This is a genomic window from Microbacterium sp. KRD172 (assembly GCF_017168295.1).
Classification (GTDB): Bacteria; Actinomycetota; Actinomycetes; order Actinomycetales; family Microbacteriaceae; genus Microbacterium; species Microbacterium profundi.
In genome coordinates this window covers 1705277-1728947 of the sequence record NZ_JABFAS010000002.1, presented here as the reverse complement: position 1 = coordinate 1728947, position 23671 = coordinate 1705277, and the positions used below count along the sequence as shown (strand labels likewise).

Sequence of the window (23671 nt, the reverse complement as noted above, 5' to 3'; positions counted from 1 at the left end):
TTTCACGTCTCACGGACGTATCTCCGCCGTTCTTCCTTCGGGCGCACGCCGGGGCGCCGAGAAGGTGGGGTGTGAACGAGGGGATGCCCGAAAACTGTGTTTCGAGCCGCTCAAGTCTAACAGACTGTGATCCGCGCCCGCGGCGGGGTCGGCAGTCAAGTCAGCGATCACCGAGGATGCGGCGGATGCGTTCGAGTCTGGCCGACACGTCGCGCTCGGCTCCGAGCTGCTTGGGCTCGTAATAGCGACGGCCGACGAGTTCGTCCGGCAGATACTGCTGCGGCACGATGCCGTACTCGTTGTCGTGCGGGAAGACATAGCCCTTGCCATGGCCGAGGCGCTTGGCGCCCGCATAGTGCGCGTCGCGAAGGTGCACGGGAACGCGGCCGAAATTGCCGGCACGGACATCCGCGATCGCCGCGTTGATGCCGTTGTACGAGGCGTTCGACTTCGCCGTGGTCGCGAGATACACGGTCGCCTCCGCGAGGGGGATGCGTCCCTCCGGCATGCCGATGAACGCCACCGCATCGGCGGCAGCCGTGGCGATGACCAGTCCTTGCGGGTCTGCCAGCCCGATGTCCTCGGATGCCGAGATCACCAGGCGCCGTGCGATGAAGCGCGGGTCCTCCCCCGCCTCGATCATGCGTGCGAGGTAGTGCAGCGCCGCATCGACGTCCGAGCCGCGGATCGACTTGATGAACGCGCTGATCACGTCGTAGTGCTCGTCGCCCTGCCGGTCGTAGCGCAGCAGTGCGCGGTCGACGGCCTGAGCCACATCGTCGGCCGTGATCGCCGCCTCGGTGTCGTCTGCAGTATGCGACATCGCGACGGCGGCAGCGGCTTCGAGGCCGGTGAGTGCGCGTCGCGCGTCGCCGGACGCCAGCCGCACCAGCGCCGACCTGGCGGCCTCGTCGATCGCGACGGTGCCGTTCAGCCCGCGCGCGTCGGAGATCGCACGATCGATCAGCATCGCGATGTCGTCGTCGGTGAGGGGCTGAAGCGTGAGCAGCAGCGACCTCGACAGCAGCGGTGAGATCACCGAGAACGACGGGTTCTCGGTCGTCGCGGCGATCAGGATCACCCAGCCGTTCTCGACACCCGGCAGCAGCGCGTCCTGCTGCGCCTTCGTGAATCGGTGGATCTCATCGAGGAACAGGATCGTCGTCTGCCCGTACAGATCGCGCTGGGTGATCGCCTCCTGCATCACCTCGCGGACGTCTTTCACACCGGCGGTGATGGCCGACAGTTCGACGAAGCGTCGGCCGGAGGAGCGCGCGATGGCCTGTGCGAGCGTGGTCTTCCCCGTGCCTGGCGGGCCCCAGAGGATGATCGACACCGCCCCTGGCGACGTCGCCTCCGGGTCTGCCAGCGCGACGATCGGCGATCCGGCGCGCAGCAGATGCTGCTGGCCGGCCACCTCGGCGAGCGAGACGGGTCGCATCCGCACCGCAAGGGGTGTCTGTCCCGAGAGCAGAGGCGCAGATGTCATCCGTCCAGGCTAATGCGCGGCGCCGACAAAGCTCCCCACGATAGGCTCGCAGACGGCGCTCAGGCGAGGCGTCGAAGGAGGATCCATGGCCGGTCGCGGACCAAAGAACGCTCAGCGCTCACGAACCGAGTCGGAGCGCGCACGTCTGTATGCCGCCCGTACGGCCTGGCACGACGCCCAGATCAGAAGGCGGACGCGCGATAACCTGATCGCCGGGATCGTCGGCGGGTTGCTCGTGGTGGGCGCGATCGCGAGCCAGTCCGTGCACGCAGCGGTGTTCGCTCCCGAGCCCGAACCCACCGAGACCTCCACGCCCGGTCCGATAGAGAACCCCTTCTCGGGACTCTTCGCCGACACTGCTGCCCAATAGCGGGATCTCACACGCGCGGTCCCGTCGGCACCGTCTGACCGAACGCCCCAGCGCGCCCCGGTGATTCCGGAGCTCACCGGGGCGTACTGCTGCCGGCACGCCGTCAGCGGGTGGCGTGGAAGCGGTCTGCGACGACCCTGGCGATGCGCCGATCGGGCGCGAGGGGCGTGCTGACGACATCCGCACCCGCGGCCGAGACGAGCCCGGCGAAGAAACCCGGCGCCAGCACATGACTGGCTGCGATCACACGAGCGGCGCCGCTCAGGCGCGCATCCGCGACAGCATCCGTGATGCGGGGAGCGGATGCCGATGCATATCCGACGGTGACGGGAACGGGGAGCATCGTCCGCACCCCGGCTGCGACCGTTTCCACATCGATCAGTGCCGATGGGTTGCTCGATCCCGCAGCGGCGAGCACGACATGGTCCCCCGGCAGCCATCCGCCGGGCAGCGCCGCAGCCAGACGATCCACGAGGACGTCCGCGACGAGCGGATGCGTACCGAGCGGTTCCGACTGCCGGGCGCCGGCATGCCTGTCGACGGCTCGCGAGATGTCGACGGCGGTGTGGTACCCGACTGACAGCAGCAACGGCACGACGACCACGTCGTCCCGTCGTGCCTCATGGTCGATCACCTCATCGATCTGCGGCTGCTCCACGTCGACCACAGCCGCGACGACCCTCACCTCCGGCAGCAGCGCCCTGACGTCGTCGATCAGGCTGCGGACCGCATCCTGCCCGGCCAGGTCGTTCGTTCCGTGCGAGCAGGCGATCAAGGTGGTCACGCTGGGTCCTCCACAACGAGGCGGTAGCCCCTCTTCACGACGGTGCGGATGACGTCCACGTCTCCGAGCGCCTCCCGAACGCGTGCGACAGCCATCTCGACGGCATGGGCATTGCCTCCTGTGCGCGGCAGCGCGACGGCGATCTCCTCCCGCGACAGCACACGGCCGCCCGCGTCGAAGAGGGCGCCGAGCAGACCAGCGCCGGCGCGGGAGAGCGCGATGAACTCGCCGTCGATCACGACCCCGCCACTGCGCATCGACACACTGCCCGCTGATGTCATCAGCACCGGTGCGCCTCCCCCGCCGCCGAAGTAGCCGATCACACAGCGCGCGAGGGAGCCGAGCCGGCCGCGATCGGCGATCGTCTCGCGGAGCCCGTGCTCGCGCAACGGCGCCGCGGTGATCGGTCCGACCGCAGCGAGCAGCAGCCTGCCGGTTGCCGCTCGGTGCCGGATGCCGTCCAGCGCCTTCAGCCGTCTGGCAGCGCGGATCCATTCCGCGGCGCCAGGTGCCGAGGTGAACAGCACCGCATCGACCTCGCCTCCTGCGGCGTGGGCGACCGAGCGTTCCACGAGATGCGGATCGGCCGGCGGACCCCAGCGATACACAGTGAGGCTCTCGACCTCCGCCCCTGCGACCTCGAGCAGGTTGTCCAGTCCGTCGGATCCTGCGCCATGATGCTGCACCGCGATGCGCTTTCCGGTGAGAGAGGAGGAGAGCAGGTACTCCCCCACTTCGGCGGCCGTCTCCGACTCGGCCACCCAGTCCGCGACGAACCCGGCCTGCTGGATGGCTCCGTTCGCTTTGGGTCCCCTGGCGACGAACTGCGAGCCGCGCAGCGCATCGGTCAGCGCTTCGGCGAGATCGTGTTCATGTGCGGCGTCCATCCAGCCGCGGAAGCCCACTCCGGTGGTGACGACCACGATGTCCGGCGGACGCTCGACGAGATCACGCGTGCGGCGGATGAGTTCTTCGTCGTCGGCGTTGGGCACGATGCTGAGAGCGGGAGCGCGGCAGACCACAGCGCCCCGCCGCTCCAGCGCGCTCGCCAGATCGCCCGCTCGACGATCTGCGGCGACGACGATCGTGCAGCCCGCGAGCGCGGCATCCAGAATGCTGCGGGAGCTCACCGATGCGACTCCCGTGTTCGGACGGATTCCGGCATGAGCAGGCCGGCCCTGGCGACATCGCCGAACACGATCACTGCCGGGTTCTGCACGCCGACCGCGGCGGCACGTGCGACGACGTCACCGAGAGTGCTGCGGGTCGTGCGCTGGCGCGGGGTGTGACCGTTCTCGATGATCGCGACCGGAAGCTCGTCGCTGATCCCGTGATCGAGCGCCGTTCGCACGACTTCCGGCAGCGCCGCGACGCCCATGAGCATCGCGGTCGTCACTTCGGGGTCTGCGAGCGAGTGGAGGGTGGTCGCCGACACGTCGCCCTGACCGTTCACGACATGCAGGGCGGATGCTGTGCCCCGGTGCGTCACCGGGATCCCGGCGGCCTGCGGCACCGACAGCGCGCTGGAGACGCCGGGAGTGACCTCGACGGGGATACCCGCCTGTTGACAGGCGATGACCTCTTCGCCGCCTCGGCCGTACACGAACGGATCGCCGCCCTTGAGACGTACGACGCGCTTGCCTGCCGCGGCGTGTTCGACCAGCAGTGCGTTGATCTCATCCTGCGGCACAGGGTGGTGGTGCGGGCGTTTGCCGACGTCGATCACGAGCACTTCTGGATCGAGCTCGGCGATCACCGCATCCGTCGGCCCGAGACGGTCGGCGATGACGACATCGGCTTCGGCGAGCAGTCGCCGTGCGCGCACCGTCATGAGATCGATGGGACCGGGTCCGCCACCGACGAGGTCGACGCGGCCGGTGCCCCCCGTGCGTCGCCTGCGCAGCGGCAGGCGACCGGATTCCAGCATCCCCTCGATCGCGTTGCGCACTCCGGCCGCACGACGAGGATCGACGCCCACTTCGCTCGACACGCCGACGACCACGTCACCTGACGTGGCCTGCGCAGTCATCCGTGCGCTGCCGTGCGCACCGTCGGACGCGTTGATGCAGAAGATCCGCCGCTGCTCGCAGAGTGCGGCGACCTCTCGGTCGACGGTGACGTCGCCGGTCGCGCAGTGCGCGAGCCATGCCTCGTCGAGGTCTTCCGCGATGAAGCGGCGCGGAACCCATTCGACCTCGTCCGCGCCTGCTTGCTCCCGATGCGAGGCGACCAGGGCGTGCATCTGCGGCGCGAGCGCGGGTGCCACGATGCGCACCAGCGCTCCATCGGCGAGGAATCGCCCGAGGCGTCGAGCGGAGACGGCTCCACCGCCGACGAGCACGACGCGGCGTCCGGTCAGCGACAGCCCGAGCATCGTGGTCATCTCAGCCCACCTCCTGCAGCGCCTCGTCGGACGACCGAGCCGCATGCGAAGGCAGATACACGTCGTCTCCGTCGATGCGAACTGCCCACACGTCGAGGGCCAGAGCAGGTTTTCCCTGGCTCTCCACGCACTCGCCGGTCCGCAGATCGAACACCTGCTTGTGCATGGGCGAGGCGATCGTCGGCGCATCACCCCTCGTGCCGACGATGCCGCGCGAGATCACGTTCGCCCCGCTGTACGGATCGAGGTTCGAGACGGCATGCACGGTGCCGTCACGGAGCAGGAACAGCGCGATCTGCTCCGCCCCGAGCAGTGCGGCGCGGCCCCGCTCCACCTCGAGGTCATTGATGCTGCACACGCGCACCGCGCTGCGGGTTTCGGGCATGAGCGTCATCGACGCACCTCCAGGGTGGTTCCGGCGATCATCACGCCACCTGCCTCGCGTTCCTCTGCCGTGGCCGGTCGGAGCTGGCCACGGGTCGCGACGTACGCGAGGGACGGATCCGGTGTCTCGGTCGCGTTCACGAACGACTCGAAGCGCTTGAGCTTCTGCGGATCGCGCAGCGTCGCCGCCCACTCGTCCTCGTAGTTGTCGACATGCCTGGCCATCGCGGCGTCGAGGTCGGCGCAGATGCCGAGCGAGTCGTCGAAGATGACCTCCTTGAGCCCGGCGAGTCCGCCGTCGAGCTCTTCGCACCAGGGTGCGGTGCGCTGCAGGCGGTCGGCCGTGCGGATGTAGTACATGAAGAACCGGTCGATGGCGCTGATCAGCTCATCATCGGAGAGCCCCGAGGCCAGGAGTTCGGCGTGCCGTGGTGTGAACCCGCCGTTACCGCCGACGTACATGTTCCATCCGGTCTCTGTCGCGATGACGCCGACGTCCTTACCTCGCGCCTCGGCGCACTCGCGCGCACATCCCGACACGCCGATCTTGAGCTTGTGGGGCGCCCTGAGGCCGCGGTACCGCAGCTCGAGCCGAACAGCCATGCCCACCGAGTCGAGCACCCCGTAGCGGCACCAGGTCGAGCCGACGCACGACTTCACCGTCCGCAGCGACTTTCCGTACGCCTGGCCGGATTCGAAGCCCGCGTCGACCAGTCGCTGCCAGATGAGCGGCAGCTGCTCCAGGCGCGCCCCGAACATGTCGATGCGCTGTCCGCCGGTGAGCTTCGTGTACAGGCCGAAGTCCTCGGCGACCTGTCCGATCACCATCAGGCCTGCGGGTGTCACCTCGCCGCCCGGCATCCGCGGCACGACGGAGTAGGTGCCGTCCTTCTGCATGTTGGCCATGACGTGATCGTTGGTGTCCTGCAGAGTCGCGTTCTCGCCGTCGAGCACGTGCGCGCCGACGAGGACGGAGAGAATGCTGGCGAGGGCCGGCTTGCAGATGTCGCAGCCGCGACCGCGGCCGAATCTCTCGATCACGGCGCTGAACGTCGTGAGCTCCGACACGCGCACCGCATCGAAGAGCTGCCGGCGCGACATGTCGAAGTGCTCGCACAGCGCGTTCGACACGGTCTGACCGAGCTTCGTGAGCTCCTGCCCCACGACCTTCGTCACCATGAGCACGCACGAGCCGCAGGTCGCACCCGCCCTGGTGCAGGCCTTGACGGCACCGGCATCCATGCAGCCCTCTTCGTGCACGGCCTGCCGGATCCGGCCGGCCGTCACATTCGAACACGAGCACACCACGGCCCCGTCGGGCAGCGCGCCTCCTGGCGCTTCGACGCCGCCTTCCGGCATGAGGTACGCGACGGGGTCGGCGCCGAGTCCGGCACCCACCAGCGGACGCAGCGAGCCGTACGCCGCTGCGTCTCCGACGAGGATGCCGCCGAGCAGAGTCTGCGCATCGTCCGAGAGCACGAGCTTCTTGTAGACGCCGGCCACGGGGTCGGCATACACGACATCGAGCGCGTTCGGCGTCTGCGCGAACGCATCCCCGAAGCTTGCGACGTCGACGCCGGACAGTTTGAGCTTGGCCGACTCGTCGTAGCCGGGGAACGTCGCGTCGCCGCCGAGCAGCCGCGTCGCGGCGACCTCTGCCATCGCGTACCCCGGGGCGACCAGACCGACACTGCGGCCGTCGAAGTTCGCCACCTCGCCGATCGCGAGGATGGCAGGATCACTCGTGCGACAGCGATCATCGATCAGCACGCCCCCGCGGGGGTGCACGTCGATCTGCGCGTTGCGGGCGAGTTCGTCGCGTGGGCGCACCCCGACGGTGAAGATCACGACGTCCGCGCGCTGGAAGCTGCCGTCCTGGAACTCCAGTGCGGTGACGGCGCCCGATTCATCCGGATCGAGTCTCGTCGTCCGCGACTCGGTGCGCACCGAGATGCTGCGCGCCTCGATCAGGCGGCGCAGCATCCCGCCTCCCGCGAGGTCGAGCTGGGCGGACATCAGCCGATCGGAGGACTGCACGACCGTGCAGTCGACCTCGAGCCCCTGCAAGGCGCCTGCGGCCTCGAGCCCGAGAAGCCCGCCGCCGATGACGGCGCCACGCAGTGGCCTTCCGAGTTCGGCGCTGCGGTGCTGCACGAACCGCCGCAGTTCCTGCACATCGTCGAGCGTGCGGTAGACGAAGCATCCGGGCAGGTCGGCACCGTCGACCGCCACACGCGCGGCATACGATCCGGTCGCGAGTACGAGCGTGTCGTAGGCGATCGCCTGCCGTGCGCGCGTCACCACCGTCTGCGTCCGCCGATCGATGCGGACCACGCGGTCGTCGGCGATCAAGGCGACGCGCTCGTCGTCGAAGACCGCACGATCGAGGGTCAGCTCCGTCGGCGTCGCACCGGAGAAGTACCCGGTGAGTCCGACGCGGTCGTACGGATGCCGTCCTTCGTCGCCGATCACGGTGATGTGCACTGCGCCCTCGGGGTTGCTCAACACGCTCTCGACGAACCGGTGCGCCACCATTCCGGCGCCCACGACGACGACCCGTGTCGCCGCTTCGGTGTTCTCGTTCACTGCGCCTCCAGCACGTCGGGGATGACCAGACACTATGAGCGCGGTGTTTCGCGGACCCGGCGGCTCCCGTTACGCGCGTCGAACGTTCTCCTCACAAAACGGTAACGAGACTGTGAGGTCCGGCCCCCTCGAGCACTGCCCCGCTCGTACTAGGCTGAACAACGTCCCTTCCCTCTCCCGCGGGCTGACCGCGCTAGGAGCACATCGTGTCTGCCACCGAGCCTTCGAAGCCGACTCCCCCTGTCCCCTCACCTCCTCTCCCCGCACCTCCTTTTCCCGGGCCCCCGCGCATCCCGATGCCGCCGCGCGCTGCCGCACCGGCTCAGGCCGCTGCACCGGTGTCACCGGTCGCGGCCGCCGACTCCGCCGACTGGGGTCGCGTGAGCGAAGACGGAACCGTCGAGGTGCGCGAGGGCGAGGAGTGGCGGGTCGTCGGTCAGTATCCGGATGGCACCTCGGATGAGGCTCTCGCCTACTTCGTGCGCAAGTTCGACGATCTCGCGTTCAAGGTGCACACGCTCGAGCAGCGTCATCAGGCCGGGGGTGCGTCCGCCAGTGACCTGACGACGCAGGCCAAGCGCCTCGTCGACGAGGTGACGGGTGCTGCGGCCGTGGGCGATCTCGCATCGCTGCACGCCAGGCTCGAGACGCTCAGCACCGCCCTGTCGGAGGCCAGCGCCGCTGAGGCCGAGCAGGCCAAGGAACTCGTGGACGCTGCCATCGCCGAACGGACCGTCCTCGTCGAGAGCATCGAGCAGATCGCCGCGCGCGACCTCGCGAAGGTGCAGTGGAAGCAGGTCACCGAAGAGGTCACCGCGCTCTTCGACGCGTGGCAGGCACAGCAGCAGAGCGGTCCCCGCCTGCCCAAGGGCATCTCGCAGCAGCTCTGGAAGCGGTTCCGCGACGCCCGTTCCGTCGTCGACAAGAGCCGCCGTGCGTTCTACTCCGACCTCGACGAGACGCACAAGGCCGCGCGCGACCGCAAGGCGCAGTTGATCGAGCGAGCCGAAGCGCTGGCACCCAAGGGCGTTGACGGCATCCCGGCATATCGCACGCTGCTCGACGACTGGAAGGCATCCGGTCGCGCAGGGCGCAAGGCCGACGACGCACTGTGGGCACGGTTCAAGGCCGCCGGCGACGCGCTGTACGCGGCACGCGCAGAGCAGTCCGCCGCGGAAGAGGCGGAGTCGGCTCCGAAGATCGAGGCCCGCGAGACGCTGCTCGAAGACGCCAAAGCCGTCGCCGATGAGCCTGACATCAAGCAGGCACGCGCCCTTCTCACCCGCATCCAGCGCCAGTGGGATGACGTGGGACGCATCTTCCCGCGCGACCGCGAGCGTGCACTGGACGACAAGCTGCGCACGATCGAGCAGGCGCTCAAGTCGCGCGAAGAGGTCGACTGGAAGCGCAACAACCCCGAGACCAAGGCGCGTGCGAACGACATGAGCCAGCAGCTCCTCGACGCGATCGAGAAGCTCGAGGGCGAGAAGGCCGCGGCCGAGAAGGCCGGCGACAAGAAGGCAGCCAAGGAGGCGGCGGACGCTCTCGAAGCGCGCCGTGCCTGGCTGAACGCGCTCGACGGCTGACCTTATCCACAGCCCACCCCGGCGAGGAGAGCAGGGAGCCACACTGAATGTGTGGATCCGTCACTGTTCTACCGACCCGGGGCGCTGCTGTCTCAGCAGGAGCTGAGCGCTGCGCGCCTTGATGGACTGCTCGTCGAGGTCGGTGAGGGGTACATGCCTGTCGATCTGCCGGAGGATGCCGGGGCCAGGGCCGCGGCGCTCGCACCGATCCTCTCCCCCGGCTACGCCATGAGCGGGCCCACCGCGGCGTGGGTGCACGGGATCGGCGACGGGCCACCACTGCGCCATCACATCCAGCGCGCCGTCGATCGCCGACCTCGAGTCCAGCCACGGCACAACGTGATCGTCCACGAAGGACAGGTGCCGGCGGACGATCTGATGCTGGTCGCCATCATGCCGGTGACGACGCCGCTGCGCACGTTGACCGATCTCGTCCTGACCTCGAGCCGGTACGGCGAGTGCGCGACATGGATGCGCACCATGGCGGCAGCGTGTCCGTCACTCGTGCCGCTGGTGCAGACCCTCCTCGCCGCACGGTCACGGATGCCGGGTAAGCGGGCTGCACTGGCCGTCGTCGCCGAGCTCCTGGACCAGCGCGCGCCGGGTGCTCGTGTCGAAGAGTTCGCTCAGGAAGAGGTGACCCGGTACACGTCGTAGACCGCGTCGATGCGGCGAACCGCGTTGAGCACGCGATCCAGGTGCACTGAGTCGCCCATCTCGAACACGAATCGGCTGATCGCCAGTCGCTCGTCGTTGGTGTTCACGGTCGCCGAGAGGATGTTCACGTGGTGCTCGCTGAGCACGCGCGTGACATCGGAGAGCAGACCTGCACGGTCGAGCGCTTCGACCTGGATATGCACCCGAAACACGCTCTTGGTCGTCGGTGCCCATTCGACCTCTACGAAACGCTGCTCTTCGGCGCTGAGAGCCTTGACGTTGACGCAGTCCGTGCGGTGCACGGACACGCCGCTGCCGCGGGTGACGAAGCCGACGATCGGGTCACCCGGCACAGGAGTGCAGCACTTGGCGAGCTTGACGAGGATGTCATCCGCGCCGCGCACCAGGATGCCGGAGTCGCCGGTGCGCGGCTCGCGGGTGCGGGAGCCTCCCGGAATCTCGATCGCACCGGTCGTGGTGTCGTTCGCCGCGATGAGGGCGGTGACCTTCTCCAGCACCGACTGGGTGGAGACGTGGCCCTCGCCGACCGCGGCGTAGAGCGCGGAGACGTCTTCGTAGTGCAGCTGCTGGGCCACTTCGGCGAAGGAATCATGGCTCATCAGCTTCTGCAGCGGCAGGTTCTGACGGCGCATCGCGCGGGCGATGGACTCCTTGCCCTGCTCGATGGCCTCTTCGCGCCGCTCCTTCGTGAACCAGCCGCGGATCTTGTTGCGCGCGCGTGTGCTCTTGACGAAGCTGAGCCAGTCCTGGCTGGGACCGGCATCCGGATTCTTGGAGGTGAACACCTCGACGACGTCACCGCTCTTCACAGCCGTCTCGAGCGGCACCAGGCGGCCGTTGACCTTCGCACCCATGGTGCGGTGGCCGATCTCGGTGTGCACGGCGTACGCGAAGTCGACAGGCGTCGCACCGGAGGGAAGGCCGATGACCCGGCCCTTCGGGGTGAAGACGTAGACCTCCTTCGCGCCGATCTCGAAGCGCAGCGAGTCGAGGAACTCGCTGGGGTCGGCGGTCTCGGCCTGCCAATCCGAGATATGGGCCAACCAGGTCATATCGGTGTCGGTGGGCCCGGCGACAGGCTTTCCGCCGTTCATCCGCTCCTTGTACATCCAGTGCGCGGCCACGCCGAATTCCGCCTGCTGATGCATCTCATGCGTGCGGATCTGGATCTCGACCGTACGCCCGCTCGGCCCGATGACCGTGGTGTGCAGGGACTGGTAGAGGTTGAACTTCGGGGTGGCGATGTAGTCCTTGAACCGGCCGGGAAGCGGCGTCCAGCGTGCGTGGATCGCGCCGAGGACGGCGTAGCAGTCGCGCACCGAGTTCACCAGCACGCGGATGCCGATGAGGTCGTAGATGTCGTCGAACTCGCGTCCGCGGATCACCATCTTCTGGTACACGGAGTACAGCTGCTTCGGTCGGCCGCCGACCTTGCCGCGGATCCTCAGATCATGCAGGTCCTCGTTGATGGACTCGATGACCTGCTTGAGGTACTTCTCGCGCTGAGGGGTGCGCTGCGCGATGAGGCTGTTGATCTCGGCGTAGATCTTGGGATGCAGCACCGCGAACGAAAGGTCTTCGAGTTCGGACTTGATCGCCTGGATGCCGAGGCGATTGGCGAGCGGAGCGTAGATCTCCAGCGTCTCCCTGGCCTTGCGCTCCGCCTTCTCCGGCGGGACGAATCCCCAGGTGCGGGCGTTGTGCAGGCGGTCGGCGAGTTTGATCAGCAGCACTCGGATGTCCTTGGACATCGCCACGATCATCTTGCGGACCGTCTCCGCCTGAGCGCTCTCGCCGTACTTGACCTTGTCGAGCTTGGTGACGCCGTCGACGAGCATCGCGACCTCGTCGCCGAAGGCTTCGGTCAGGTCGGAGAGCGCGTAGCCGGTGTCTTCGACCGTGTCGTGCAGCAGAGCCGCCGCTATGGCGCGCGGTCCGAGGCCCATCTCGGCGAGGATCTGCGCGACGGCGAGCGGATGCGTGATGTACGGTTCGCCGCTCTGCCGCTTCTGCCCCTCGTGCTTCTCGTTGGCGACCCGGTACGCGCGTTCGATGATCGCGAGGTCACCCTTCGGATGGTTCACCCGGACCGTGCGCACGAGGTTGTCGAGGTCGTTGATGCGGGGCGCGCGTGAGAAGATGCGGGGCACCAGCCTCCTCAGACTGGATCCCTGCGCCTGAGTGTTAGCCTCAGCCATCACTGCACCTCCGGGTCAGAACATCCTACGCGTCGCGAACAGGCACCCACTCGCGCCTGACGGTGCTACGCGTCGGCGCGTGCGCGTTCGCGCAGCTCGAGCACGCGGTTGTCCCGAGCGATGATCTGCGGCTCCTTCTCGCGGAACAGCGAGTACAGCGGCGCGGCCACGAACAGCGTCGAGTATGTGGCGACGAGGATGCCGACGAAGATCGACAGCGAGATGTCGGTGAGGGTCTCCGCGCCGAGCCAGAACGACCCGATGAACAGGATCGCCCCGACGGGGAGCGCCGCGACGATCGAGGTGTTGATCGACCGGATCAGTGTCTGGTTGACAGCCAGGTTGACGGCCTCGCCGAAGGTACGGGACGAGTTCTCGCCGTCCTCCGTCGTGTTCTCCCTGATCTTGTCGAACACCACAGTCGTGTCGTAGAGCGAATACGCGAGGATCGTGAGGAAGCCGATCACCGCCGCCGGCGAGATCTCGAAACCGGCAAGCGCGTACACGCCGACGGTGATGACGAGAACGTCGAGCAGACCGAGGATCGCCGCTGCCGACATCTTCCAGGTGCGGAAATAGATCGCGAGGATCAGGAACGTCAGCGCGAGGAAGATCGCGAGGCCCCAGAGCGACTGCCTGGTGACGCTCTCACCCCAGACCGGACCGATGAACGAGGAGGTGACCTCTTCGGCGGGAACGTCGTATGCCTCTGCCAGGGCGCCGGCGACGCTCTGCGTCTCCTCCGGGCTCATCTGCGAGGTCTGCACACGCACATCCGTGCCGTTCACGATGGCGACCTTGGCTGCGGCTTCGGGAACCACGGAGCGGACGGCACCCGAGGCGATCGACTGGTCGGTGCTGTCCGGTGCGAGCACCGTGAACTGCGAACCGCCCGTGAACTCGATCGAGAACTGCACCGGGCGCAGAAGCGGGACGAGAGCGGATGCGACGACGAGAGCGATCGCGATCACGAACCACAAGCGCCGGCGGCCGACGAACGGGAACGAGGTCTTCCCGCTGTAGAGGTTGTTGCCGAATTCATCCATGGAGGCCATCAGCGCTCTCCCTCGCTTCCGGCGTCGGTGGATCTGTCGCCGGCCAGCGCCTCTGCGCGCTTGCGCTCTGCGATGGTCTGACGGCGTTCTGCTTCTGCGCGTGAACGGCTGTTCCTGGCAGCGCGTCCGACGGTCGCCGACGTGACCTGACGGTACTGCGTGCGTGTGCGGTACACCGCGCCGAGCGCGTCGGGGTCGAGGCCGGACAGCTTGTGACCGCCCCCGAAGAACCGTGTTCGAGCCAGCAACTGCATCACTGGGTGCGTGAAGATCACGAAGATGAACACGTCGATCAGGGTCGTGAGACCCAGGGTGAAGGCGAACCCCTTCACGGTGGAATCGGCGAGGATGTAGAGCACCACGGCGGCGAGGATGTTGATCGACTTCGAGATGTAGATGGTTCTCTTCGCGCGACCCCATCCGTCCTCGACTGCACCGGTGATCGACTTGCCGTCACGCAGTTCGTCACGGATGCGCTCGAAGTAGACGATGAACGAGTCGGCCGTGAAACCGATCGACACGATCAGACCCGCGACGCCGGCGAGCGACAGGCGGAAGCCGAGCCGCCAGGCCAGGATGCACACGATGATGTAGGTCAGAATGCCCATCACCGCGATGGACGCGATGATCACCGAGCCGAGCGCACGGTAGCTGAGCAGCGAGTAGAGCGCGACGAGCGCGAGGCCGATGAGGCCGGCGATCAGACCGATCTGCAGCTGCTGCGTGCCGAGCGTCGCGGAGACCGTGTCGGAGCTCTCGGTCGTGAAGCTGAGCGGCAGTGCGCCGTACTTGAGCTGGTCGGCGAGCGTTTCCGCCGTCTCCTGAGTGAACGAACCCGAGATGCTGGGCTTGCCGTTCAGGATCTGGGCGTTCATCTGCGGTGCGGAGATGACCTTGCCGTCCAGCACGAACGCGAACTGGTCTCGGGGGCTGAGTCCGTCGAGCTGGTTCTGGTAGAGCCGCTGGCTGATCTTGCCGAAGACGTCGGTGCCGTTGCCGTCGAGTACGAGGTTCACAGTCCACGCGCCCGAGTCGGGCGCGCGTCCGCTGGTCGCGTCGTCGATGGCGTCGCCGGAGAGCTCCATCGGGCCGAGGATGTACTTCACGGCCCCGGAGTCGTCGCATGTGATCAGCGGCTCGTCCTCGGGCGCGTCCGCCGCGGTGTTCTCGGGATCTGCGCAGTCGAAGGCGAGGAACTCGGACTGCAGTCTCTCCGTGACCCACGCCATGTCGCTGCCGTCGGTCGGCTCTGCGGTCGGAACGTCGTTGGCGCTGGGATCCGGCGACGGGTACGGCGTGGCGTTGCCGTCTTCGCCGACGAACTCGGTCGCGGGATCTCCCACGTAGATGACGGAGCGGAACTCGAGTTGTGCGCTCGCCTGGATCCGCGCTCGTGTCTCGTCGTCGGCCGTGCCGGGGATCTGGACGACGATGTTGCGTCCGCCCTCAGTCGTGACGTCGGCCTCGGCGACGCCCGCGGCGTCGACGCGCTGGCGGATGATCGCCGCGGCCTGGTCGAGCTGCTCCTGCGTGGGATCAGCTCCGTCTTCTGTCACCGCGCCGAGCACGATCTGGGTGCCGCCTTGGAGATCGAGCGCGAGCTCAGGAGCCCAGGAACTCTTCCCGAGCATGACACCGATCGTGTTCACGCCGAAGAGCGCCGCAGTCACGATCAGAAGGCTGAGAAGAACCTTCCAGGCGTGACGGACTGGAGAAGAAGATGCCACGTACGTTCAGCTTTCTACGATGCCGGGCGGGCGAGGCGAGGGTCTACTTGCCGTCGGAGTCGCGATCCAGGCGGGCCCGGGTCTCCTCCGGGGTCTCGAGCGAGGGCTGAGACTCGTCGACGATGACGGGTGCATCATCGACAGCATCCGACTCGGCGTCGTCGTCGGTCTCGATGACCACGTCCTTCGGCTCGACGATGCGGAGGATCGCCTGGCTGTGCACCTCGATGATGGTACCGGGCGCGATCTCCACGAGGGCGGGCGAGTCGAGGTCTTCCGCGTCGTAGGCGACGATGGTTCCGTAGATTCCGCCCTGCATCAGAACCTTGACGCCGGGGACCGTCTTGGTGGCCTTCTCCTCCTGATCGGCCTTCAGCTGCTTCTGACGCTTGCGCGTGTTGAGGAACATGAAGACGAGGAGAACTGCGAGGAGTCCGAAGAGGACGATTTCCATCAGGCGAAGCCTTTCAAAGAGCGCACGCCATCGAAGGACGCGCAGAGGGTCGGGGGAAGCCTCCAGCGATTATAGATCATTGAACAATGCGGCAGTCTCCGGATGCTGCAGTCCGAGGTGTTCGTAGGCCTCCGGCATCGCCACACGACCCCTCGGAGTGCGGCCCAGGAACCCGATCCGCACGAGGAATGGCTCGACGACGCTCTCGACGGTCTCGGCTTCCTCACCGACCGCGACGGCAAGAGTGCTGAGGCCGACCGGACCACCGCGGAACCTGCGCACGAGCGTGTCGAGCACCGCACGATCGAGGCGATCGAGGCCGATCGGATCGACGTCGTACAGCTCGAGAGCGGCCCGCACCTCGGCGATCGAGGCGGAACCGTGCTCGCCGTGGACGAGGGCGTAGTCGCGCACACGGCGCAGCAGACGGTTGGCGATGCGGGGTGTTCCCCGTGAACGGCGTGCGATCTCCGCACGTGCGTCGCCGGGCATCGACACGCCGAGCATGGCGGACGATCGAAGGATGACCTTCTCGAGGTCGCTGTCGTCGTAGAACTCGAGGTGACCGGTGAACCCGAATCGGTCACGCAGCGGGTTGGGGAGCAGTCCGGAGCGCGTCGTGGCGCCGACGAGCGTGAACGGTGCCAGATCGAGCGGGATGCTGGTGGCGCCAGCGCCCTTTCCGACCATGATGTCGATGCGGAAGTCCTCCATCGCGAGATACAGCATCTCCTCCGCGGAACGCGCCATGCGGTGGATCTCGTCGATGAACAGCACCTCGCCGGGCACCAGGCTGGACAGCAGCGCAGCAAGGTCGCCGGCGTGCTGGATGGCGGGACCACTGGAGAGGCGCAAGGGACGCTCGCTCTCGTGCGCGACGATCATCGCGAGCGTCGTCTTTCCGAGTCCTGGCGGACCCGCGAGGAGAATATGGTCGGGTGAGCGGTTCTGGATCCGCGCAGCATCGAGCAGCAGCTGCAGCTGACCGCGCACCTTCGGCTGTCCTATGAACTCTCCGAGACTGCCGGGGCGCAGGGCGCCTTCGATCGCGAGCTCCGCCTCGTCGATGGGCTCGGCGCTCCTGCCTTCCGGCGAGCCTTCGTCAACCACGTGGTGCTCCTGCCTTCGCCGGGCCGAGCGCGGCCAGGGCCTGCCGCAGCAGCGCCGACACCGACCGGCGGTCGGCATCGCTCGCCGACTCAGCTGTCTCCGTCGCTGCTTCGTTCGCGACCTTCTCCGACCAGCCGAGCCCGACCAGAGCCGCGGTCACCTGCGCGACGACGTCCGTTCCTGTCGCGGAGCGAGCATCGGCCGCGCGCGGCGACGGCGCCTTGAGCTTTCCGGAGAGCTGCACGACGATGAGCTTCGCGGTCTTCGGGCCGATCCCGGACACGCGTCGAAACGGCGCGTCGTCGTCTTCTGCCACGGCCGTCGCGATCTGGTCGACCGTGAGGTGTCCGAGCACGCCCAGCGCAGACTTCGGTCCGACGCCCGTGACGCTGAGCAGGTGTCCGAACACCTCCAGCTCGAGGGGTTCCGCGAATCCGAACAGGGTGAGGGCGTCCTCGCGGACGATCAGGCTGGTGTGCAGGCGCAGCTGCTCGCCGATGCGGCTCGTGTGCGCGAAGTCTCCGGTGACGAAGACGAAGAACCCCACGCCGCCGACCTCGATCACGACATGGTCGGCACCTGTGGAGAGCACGGTCCCGTGCAGCGAGGAGATCATTCTCCCAGCCTACGAGCCTGATCGTATGTATGTTCGAGCGACACGCTCAGCATCCGCCCACGCGCGCTGCGCCGGCGTCAGGGTATCTGCCGTACCTGGTACTGCACCGGCCCTGCGCCAGGCGTGACAGAGGGCGATCGCGAGGGCATCGGCCGCGTCGGCGGGCTGCGGCGGAGCGTCGAGGCGCAGGATGCGGGCGATCATCGCCTGCACCTGCTTCTTGTCCGCCGAGCCGTAGCCGGTGACGGCGGCCTTCACCTCGCTGGGTGTGTGGGTCGCGGCGGGCAGGCCCGCTTCCGCGGCGAGCAGCAGTGCGACGCCGCTCGCCTGCGCCGTCGCCATCACGGTGTGGCTGTTGTGCTGTGCGAAGACACGCTCGACGGCGACGGCATCCGGTCGGTGCTGCTCGAGGGCGGACCTGATCCCGGCGGCTATCGCGGCGAGGCGGTCGCCGATCGGCATCTCCGGAGGCGTGCGGATGACGCCGACGTGCACGAGGGTGCCGCGGCGCGAGCGATCGACGTCGACGATGCCGACGCCGCACCGGGTGAGACCGGGGTCGATGCCGAGCACGCGCAGAGAGGAAGCCGCCACCCTCCCAGGCTAAGCGCCTCGAGGTGTGGCGGCTTGCGCGGCGCGCCTTACTCGTCGTTCTCGAGTTCGGCCTGCACCTGCGCGGTCAGGTCGAAGTTGCTGTAGACGTTCTGCACGTCCTCGCTGTCTTCGAGCGCATCGATGAGGCGGAAGATCTTCCGTGCGGTGTCGGCGTCGATCTCGACCTTGAGGTTCGGCACGAACTCGACGTCGGCGGACTCGTAGTCGATGCCCGCATCCTGCAGCGCGGTGCGAACGGTCACGAGGTCGGATGCGTCGGTGATGACCTCGAAGCCCTCGGCGTGCGGCTCGATCTCCTCGGCGCCGGCCTCGAGCGCCGCCATCATGACATCATCCTCGGACGTACCTTCGGAGCCGACGACGATGACGCCCTTGCGGGTGAAGTTGTAGGCGACGCTGCCAGGGTCCGCCAGGGTGCCGCCGTTGCGGCTGAGAGTGGTGCGAACCTCGGCGGCCGCACGGTTCTTGTTGTCGGTGAGGCACTCGATCATCAGAGCCACGCCGTTGGCGCCGTAGCCCTCGTACATGATCGAGAGGTACTCGATCGATTCGCCGCCGATGCCTGCGCCGCGCTTGACCGCGCGGTCGATGTTGTCCTTCGGGACGGACATCTTCTTCGCCTTGAACACGGCGTCGAACAGCGTCGGGTTGCCGGCCATATCGGCGCCGCCGAGCTTCGCCGCGACCTCGATGTTCTTGATGAGCTTGGCCCATGACTTCGCGCGCCTGGAGTCGATGACCGCCTTCTTGTGCTTGGTCGTCGCCCACTTGGAATGCCCGGACATATGTCTCCGCTCGTCGTATCCGCCCTGCTGACATCGCAGCGCGTCGTCCATTCTAAAAGATTCCGCCCGCGTCGTGTCACACCACGGGTCCAGAACCGCGGAGGTCTCGACGCACGTGTCAGCAGGAATCACACCTGTCAGCCGAAAACGCGGTGTTTCGGCCGACATCCGTCATCTGCGCTGACAGGCGTGCGGGTCAACGAGCATGCACGGCCGCAAGGAAGCGCTCGTGGAAGCGCGTCTCCCCGGTGATCTCGGGGTGGAAGCTGATGCCGAGCAGCGCACCCTGCTCGACCGCGACGACTCGGCCGTCGTCCAGGCCGGCCAGCACTGCGGCTTCCGGCCCGACGTGCTCGATGACAGGCCCTCGGATGAATGCCGCACGCACCTGTTCGGGCCCGAGCGCCGGCACATCCAGGACGGCTTCGAACGACTCGACCTGCCGTCCGAAGGCGTTGCGCCGCACGACGACGTCCAGGCCGCCGAACGACTCCTGACCGTCGATCGCATCCACGAGACTGTCGGCGAGCATGATGAGGCCGGCGCACGTGCCGAGCATCGGCATCCCATCGCGGATCGCTTCGCGAATCGGATGCTGCAGACCGAACAGCCGCGACAGCTTGTCGATCACGCTCGACTCGCCGCCGGGGATCACGAGGCCTGAGACCTGCGCGAGCTCCTCGGGGCGGCGCACGCGGACGACGTCCACCCCGAGGTCGCGCAGAACCCGCTCGTGCTCTCGCACGTCGCCCTGCAGCGCCAGGACGCCGACGGTGGGGTTACCAGCCACGCTCGGAGAGTCGGTGCGGTGCCGGGAGGTCGGCGACGTTGATCCCGACCATGGCTTCACCCAGTCCGCGCGAGACCTCGGCGACGACCTTGGGATCGTCGTAGAACGTCGTGGCCTTCACGATCGCGGCGGCACGCTCCGCCGGGTTGCCCGACTTGAAGATCCCGGAGCCGACGAACACGCCGTCCGCACCGAGCTGCATCATCATCGCGGCATCCGCCGGAGTGGCGACGCCGCCGGCGACGAACAGCACGACGGGGAGCTTCCCGGTCTCGGCGATCTCGGCGACGAGTTCGTAGGGCGCCTGCAGCTCCTTCGCGGCGACGAACAGCTCGTCCTTGGGCAGTGCGGTGAGCGCAGCGATCTCGCCGCGGATCTTGCGGATGTGCTTCACGGCCTCTGAGATGTCTCCGGTGCCGGCCTCGCCCTTGGAGCGGATCATCGCCGCACCCTCGTTGATGCGCCGCAGCGCCTCGCCCAGGTTGGTCGCGCCGCAGACGAAGGGAACCTTGAAGCCGAACTTGTCGATGTGGTTCACGTAGTCGGCTGGCGAGAGCACCTCGGACTCGTCGATGTAGTCGACGCCCAGCTCCTGCAGCACCTGCGCCTCGACGAAGTGTCCGATGCGCGCCTTAGCCATGACCGGGATGGAGACGGTCTCGATGATGCTGTCGATCATGTCCGGGTCGCTCATGCGCGAGACGCCGCCCTGCGCACGGATGTCGGCGGGGACGCGCTCGAGCGCCATGACGGCGACGGCGCCTGCGTCTTCGGCGATCTTGGCCTGATCTGCCGTGACCACGTCCATGATGACGCCGCCCTTGAGCATCTCGGCGAGACCGCGCTTGACGCGCGATGACCCTGTCGTGGGATTCTGGCCGGTGGTGGGATTCTGGTCTGCAGCCATGAGCTGTTCCTTCCGGGTATCCAAACGTGCACTTTGATCTATGCCAAAAGATACCACCGCTCGAGCGCCCCGTAGACTCGCATGTCGAGGGGTGACATGAATGACCAGATCACGGGTGCCACGGCATCCGACATCGCGACGAGCGTGCGCGAACTGCGTGACCGCGGCGTGCTGCGTCCCGGTGCCGCGCTCCCGCCGGTGCGCGAGCTCGCAGCACGTCTCGGGGTGAACCGCAACACCACCGTCGCGGCGTACCGGCAACTGGCGCAGGCGGGTCTCGTCGTCAGCCGTGGACGGGCGGGCACCATGCTCGTCGAACACGACGCGGTCGCGCAGGAGGGCTACGCCGCCGACACCGTGCTGCGCGATGTCGGCACCGGCAACCCCGACCCTCGGCTGATTCCCGACCCCACCCCTGTGCTGGCGACGGTCACCGGGCGTCCTGTCCTGTACGGCGAACCTGTGATCGACACCGGACTCGAGGCGTGGTCACGCGAGTGGATCTCCCCCGACCTCCCGGCGCCCGACTTCCGCATCACGATCACCAGCGGAGCGGTGGATGCTGTCGAGCGCCTTCTCGCGCAGGCGCTGATGCGCGATGACGCAGTGGCTCTCGAAGACCCGTGCTTCCTCGCGAGCATCCACACGGTCCGTCTCGGCGGTTACCGTGCGGTCCCGGTGGCGGTGGACGACGAGGGGATGACGGTCGACGCACTGCGCGCGGCGCTCGACGCCGGGGTCAGGGCGATCATCTGCACACCGCGAGCGCAGAACCCGACCGGGGTGAGCCTCTCCCCCGCACGCGCCGCGGCGTTGCGGGAACTGCTGGCCGAGCATCCGTACGTCCTGATCATCGAGGACGACCACTTCTCGATGCTCTCCTCCCGTGGGTATGAGAGCCTGATTGGCCCTGATCACAAGCGCTTCGCGCTGTTGCGGTCGGTGTCGAAGTTCCTGGGTCCGGACATGTGCCTCGCGGTCGCGGCGACGGATCCGGAGACCGCCGAGCGGCTCGCCATGCGGCTGAGCCCCGGCACGACCTGGGTGAGCCACCTGCTGCAGCGCCTGACGCTGGGACTGCTCGAAGACAGCGGCGTGCGCACAGCGATCCGAGCCGCGGGCACGCACTACGCCGAACGCAACGCCGCGTTCGCGGAGCAGCTGCGCGCACACGGTATCGAGACCCGCTACGTGGACGGAATGAATCTCTGGGTCGAACTGCCGATCCCCGCGCAGATCGTTTCGGAGCGGCTGATGCGTCGTGGCTGGCTGGTGCGGACCGGTGACGGATTCTCGCTCACGAACGCGGACACGCCGTCACATCATCTGCGGCTCACCGTGCACGATCTGACAGACGATGACGCGGCGCAGCTCGTCGAGGACATCGCCGGCGCGGTGCGCTGAGGTGCGCGTGGCGGCATCGAGCAGTGAGAAGATCGAAGGATGAAGATCCTCTCGATCCAGTCAGCTGTCGCCTACGGCCACGTCGGCAACTCCGCCGCGGTGTTCCCCCTGCAGCGCATCGGCGTCGACGTGCTTCCCGTGTACACGGTCAATTTCTCGAACCACACCGGTTACGGCGCATGGCGCGGGCCGATGATCGATCCGAGCGACGTCGCCGACGTCATCACGGGGATCGAGGAGCGCGGTGCCTTCGCACAGGTCGACGCGATCCTGTCGGGCTATCAGGGCGGCGAGGGCATCGGCGATGTCATCATCGACGCCGTCGCGCGAGTGAAGGCCGCGAATCCGAACGCGCTCTACGCGTGCGACCCGGTCATGGGCAATGCGAAATCCGGATGCTTCGTCGCGCCGGCGATCCCCGAGCTTCTGCGCGAGCGCGTCGTACCCGTCGCCGACATCATCACGCCGAACCAGTTCGAGCTGGGCTTCCTCACCGGCACCGATCCCGACACCCTCGAGTCGACCCTCGCATCGGTCGATGCCGCGCGCGCGATGGGCCCGTCGACGGTGCTCGTCACGAGCGTCGAGCGGCCCGACCGTGAAGAGGGCACGATCGAGATGCTCGCGGCCGACGATGCCGGCGCCTGGATCGTGCAGACGCCCTTCCTGCCGATGAAGGCCAATGGCTCGGGCGACGTCACGGCGGCGTTGTTCACGGCCCACTATGTCTCCACGGGCAGCGCGAAGGTCGCTCTCGAGCGCACCGCGTCGAGCGTGTTCGACCTGCTGCAGTTGACGCTGGATTCGGGCGACCGCGAGCTGCAGCTCATCGAGGCGCAGGAGTCCTACGCGCACCCGAAGATGCAGTTCAGCGCGCGTCAGGTGCGCTGAGCGGATATCCCGCGGGTCGTTGAGCGAGCGCAGCGAGTCGAAGCCTCAGTTCCTGGGCCCAGCCCCGCGGGTCGTTGAGCGAGCGCAGCGAGACGAAACGGGTTGAGCGAGCGCAACGAGTCGAAGCCTCAGCGAGCCCAGCGTGACATCCCGCGGGTCGTTGAGCGAGCGCCAGCGAGACGAAACGGGTTGAGCGAGCGCAGCGAGTCGAAGCCTCAGCGAGCCCAGTGTGACATCCCGCGGGTCGTTGAGCGAGCGCAGCGAGACGAAACGGGTTGAGCGAGCGCAGCGAGTCGAAGCCTCATCCCTGCGGCCAGGCGTGCGCCACGGCCTCGCGCACCTGTCCGAGCAGCTGCGGCAGCGCCTTGGTCTTGGCGATGATCGGGAAGAAGTTCGCGTCCGATTTCCAGCGCGGCACGATGTGCTGGTGCAGGTGCCCGTCGACGCCGGCGCCGGCGACCGCGCCCTGGTTCATGCCCAGGTTGAATCCGTCGCAGTTCGACACCTCGCGGAGCACGCGCATGCCGGTCTGCGTCAGGGCGCCGATCTCGGCGACCTCTTCCGCCGTCGCCTGGTCGTACGTCGCGATGTGGCGGTACGGGCACACGAGCAGGTGCCCCGAGTTGTACGGGAACAGGTTCAGCAGCACGTAGGCGGTCTCGCCGCGCGCGACGATGAGTCGCTCGGCATCCGGATGCTTCAGTGCTTCGCAGAACGGGCACTCGTCGCGCAGCGGTTCAGGGCCCGCTTGGATGTACGCCAGCCGGTGCGGGGTCCACAGCCGCTGGAACTCATCGGGGATGCCGGCGAGGTGCCCGGCATCCTCCGCGCCCACGCCGGACGCCTCGGTCTCCGACGC

22 protein-coding genes are annotated in these 23671 nt (G+C 67.7%); 5 read left to right on the top strand and 17 right to left on the bottom strand.

Features of this window, described 5'->3' with window-relative positions:
• Nucleotides 1-160: 160 nt before the first annotated feature.
• Nucleotides 161-1489: a replication-associated recombination protein A gene (locus tag J1M43_RS08720; protein ID WP_206476485.1), complete on the bottom strand. Its 1329-nt coding sequence runs from the start codon at nucleotides 1487-1489 to the stop codon at nucleotides 161-163.
• Between the two features lie 85 nt (nucleotides 1490-1574).
• Here J1M43_RS08720 and J1M43_RS08715 point away from each other — a divergent pair, with 85 nt between their 5' ends.
• Complete coding sequence (locus J1M43_RS08715; protein WP_052167042.1) at nucleotides 1575-1859, top strand: hypothetical protein; 285 nt, start codon at nucleotides 1575-1577, stop codon at nucleotides 1857-1859.
• Nucleotides 1860-1962: 103 nt separating this feature from the next.
• On the opposite strand, the gene J1M43_RS08710 is transcribed toward J1M43_RS08715, so the two are convergent.
• From J1M43_RS08710 to nirB, 5 genes are read right to left on the bottom strand one after another with little or no spacing between them, the layout of a single operon-like run.
• Nucleotides 1963-2643 (bottom strand): sirohydrochlorin chelatase, encoded by a 681-nt coding sequence (locus J1M43_RS08710; RefSeq protein WP_206476484.1) that lies wholly within the window; start codon nucleotides 2641-2643, stop codon nucleotides 1963-1965.
• Entirely contained in the window at nucleotides 2640-3773 is a 1134-nt protein-coding gene (locus J1M43_RS08705) for a uroporphyrinogen-III synthase (RefSeq protein ID WP_307823354.1), read from the bottom strand. The genes J1M43_RS08710 and J1M43_RS08705 overlap by 4 nt, the downstream gene beginning before the upstream one ends.
• Nucleotides 3770-5026 carry a uroporphyrinogen-III C-methyltransferase gene (gene cobA, locus J1M43_RS08700; RefSeq protein ID WP_206476483.1) on the bottom strand — a complete coding sequence of 419 codons (1257 nt, stop codon included), beginning with the start codon at nucleotides 5024-5026 and terminating at the stop codon, nucleotides 3770-3772. Before cobA ends, J1M43_RS08705 begins: the two co-directional genes overlap by 4 nt.
• A gap of 1 nt (nucleotide 5027) precedes the next feature.
• Nucleotides 5028-5420 (bottom strand): nitrite reductase small subunit NirD, encoded by a 393-nt coding sequence (gene nirD / locus J1M43_RS08695; protein ID WP_206476482.1) that lies wholly within the window; start codon nucleotides 5418-5420, stop codon nucleotides 5028-5030.
• Nucleotides 5417-7996, bottom strand: coding sequence for a nitrite reductase large subunit NirB (gene nirB, locus J1M43_RS08690; protein ID WP_307823353.1), 2580 nt, complete (start codon nucleotides 7994-7996; stop codon nucleotides 5417-5419). Before nirB ends, nirD begins: the two co-directional genes overlap by 4 nt.
• Nucleotides 7997-8202: 206 nt before the next feature.
• Here nirB and J1M43_RS08685 point away from each other — a divergent pair, with 206 nt between their 5' ends.
• Both J1M43_RS08685 and J1M43_RS08680 read left to right on the top strand, forming a co-directional pair.
• Nucleotides 8203-9582: a DUF349 domain-containing protein gene (locus J1M43_RS08685; RefSeq protein ID WP_307823352.1), complete on the top strand. Its 1380-nt coding sequence runs from the start codon at nucleotides 8203-8205 to the stop codon at nucleotides 9580-9582.
• 51 nt (nucleotides 9583-9633) lie between these two features.
• Complete coding sequence (locus J1M43_RS08680; protein WP_052167044.1) at nucleotides 9634-10239, top strand: hypothetical protein; 606 nt, start codon at nucleotides 9634-9636, stop codon at nucleotides 10237-10239.
• Here the strand turns inward: J1M43_RS08680 and J1M43_RS08675 are convergent.
• The 10 genes from J1M43_RS08675 to pdxS form a co-directional block, all read right to left on the bottom strand.
• A complete protein-coding gene (locus tag J1M43_RS08675; RefSeq protein WP_206476481.1) occupies nucleotides 10209-12458 on the bottom strand; it encodes a bifunctional (p)ppGpp synthetase/guanosine-3',5'-bis(diphosphate) 3'-pyrophosphohydrolase in 2250 nt (749 codons plus the stop codon). The genes J1M43_RS08680 and J1M43_RS08675 overlap by 31 nt on opposite strands.
• Before the next feature lie 65 nt (nucleotides 12459-12523).
• Nucleotides 12524-13513, bottom strand: coding sequence for a protein translocase subunit SecF (secF, locus tag J1M43_RS08670; protein ID WP_033107094.1), 990 nt, complete (start codon nucleotides 13511-13513; stop codon nucleotides 12524-12526).
• A complete protein-coding gene (gene secD / locus J1M43_RS08665; RefSeq protein ID WP_206476480.1) occupies nucleotides 13513-15240 on the bottom strand; it encodes a protein translocase subunit SecD in 1728 nt (575 codons plus the stop codon). Before secD ends, secF begins: the two co-directional genes overlap by 1 nt.
• Nucleotides 15241-15283: 43 nt before the next feature.
• A complete protein-coding gene (yajC, locus tag J1M43_RS08660; RefSeq protein WP_033107096.1) occupies nucleotides 15284-15694 on the bottom strand; it encodes a preprotein translocase subunit YajC in 411 nt (136 codons plus the stop codon).
• Nucleotides 15695-15763: 69 nt separating this feature from the next.
• The gene (gene ruvB / locus J1M43_RS08655; RefSeq protein ID WP_307823349.1) at nucleotides 15764-16804 is read right to left on the bottom strand and encodes a Holliday junction branch migration DNA helicase RuvB; all 1041 of its coding nucleotides are present in this window, start codon (nucleotides 16802-16804) and stop codon (nucleotides 15764-15766) included.
• Entirely contained in the window at nucleotides 16797-17420 is a 624-nt protein-coding gene (ruvA, locus tag J1M43_RS08650) for a Holliday junction branch migration protein RuvA (RefSeq protein WP_033107097.1), read from the bottom strand. The genes ruvB and ruvA overlap by 8 nt, the downstream gene beginning before the upstream one ends.
• Before the next feature lie 9 nt (nucleotides 17421-17429).
• On the bottom strand, nucleotides 17430-18014 hold the full coding sequence (ruvC, locus tag J1M43_RS08645; RefSeq protein ID WP_307823348.1) for a crossover junction endodeoxyribonuclease RuvC: 585 nt from the start codon (nucleotides 18012-18014) through the stop codon (nucleotides 17430-17432).
• 47 nt (nucleotides 18015-18061) lie between these two features.
• Complete coding sequence (locus J1M43_RS08640; RefSeq protein ID WP_033107099.1) at nucleotides 18062-18820, bottom strand: YebC/PmpR family DNA-binding transcriptional regulator; 759 nt, start codon at nucleotides 18818-18820, stop codon at nucleotides 18062-18064.
• A gap of 196 nt (nucleotides 18821-19016) precedes the next feature.
• Complete coding sequence (pdxT, locus tag J1M43_RS08635) at nucleotides 19017-19610, bottom strand: pyridoxal 5'-phosphate synthase glutaminase subunit PdxT (RefSeq protein ID WP_033107100.1); 594 nt, start codon at nucleotides 19608-19610, stop codon at nucleotides 19017-19019.
• Complete coding sequence (gene pdxS, locus J1M43_RS08630; protein WP_052167046.1) at nucleotides 19600-20517, bottom strand: pyridoxal 5'-phosphate synthase lyase subunit PdxS; 918 nt, start codon at nucleotides 20515-20517, stop codon at nucleotides 19600-19602. Before pdxS ends, pdxT begins: the two co-directional genes overlap by 11 nt.
• 96 nt (nucleotides 20518-20613) lie before the next feature.
• On the opposite strand from pdxS, the gene J1M43_RS08625 reads away from it, so the two are divergent.
• Nucleotides 20614-21921: an aminotransferase class I/II-fold pyridoxal phosphate-dependent enzyme gene (locus tag J1M43_RS08625; protein WP_033107101.1), complete on the top strand. Its 1308-nt coding sequence runs from the start codon at nucleotides 20614-20616 to the stop codon at nucleotides 21919-21921.
• A 39-nt stretch (nucleotides 21922-21960) separates the two neighbouring features.
• Entirely contained in the window at nucleotides 21961-22812 is an 852-nt protein-coding gene (gene pdxY, locus J1M43_RS08620; protein ID WP_033107102.1) for a pyridoxal kinase PdxY, read from the top strand.
• A gap of 301 nt (nucleotides 22813-23113) precedes the next feature.
• On the opposite strand, the gene J1M43_RS08615 is transcribed toward pdxY, so the two are convergent.
• Nucleotides 23114-23647, bottom strand: a complete 534-nt coding sequence (locus J1M43_RS08615) for an HIT domain-containing protein (RefSeq protein ID WP_206477353.1) — start codon at nucleotides 23645-23647, stop codon at nucleotides 23114-23116.
• Between the last annotated feature and the right edge of the window lie 24 nt (nucleotides 23648-23671).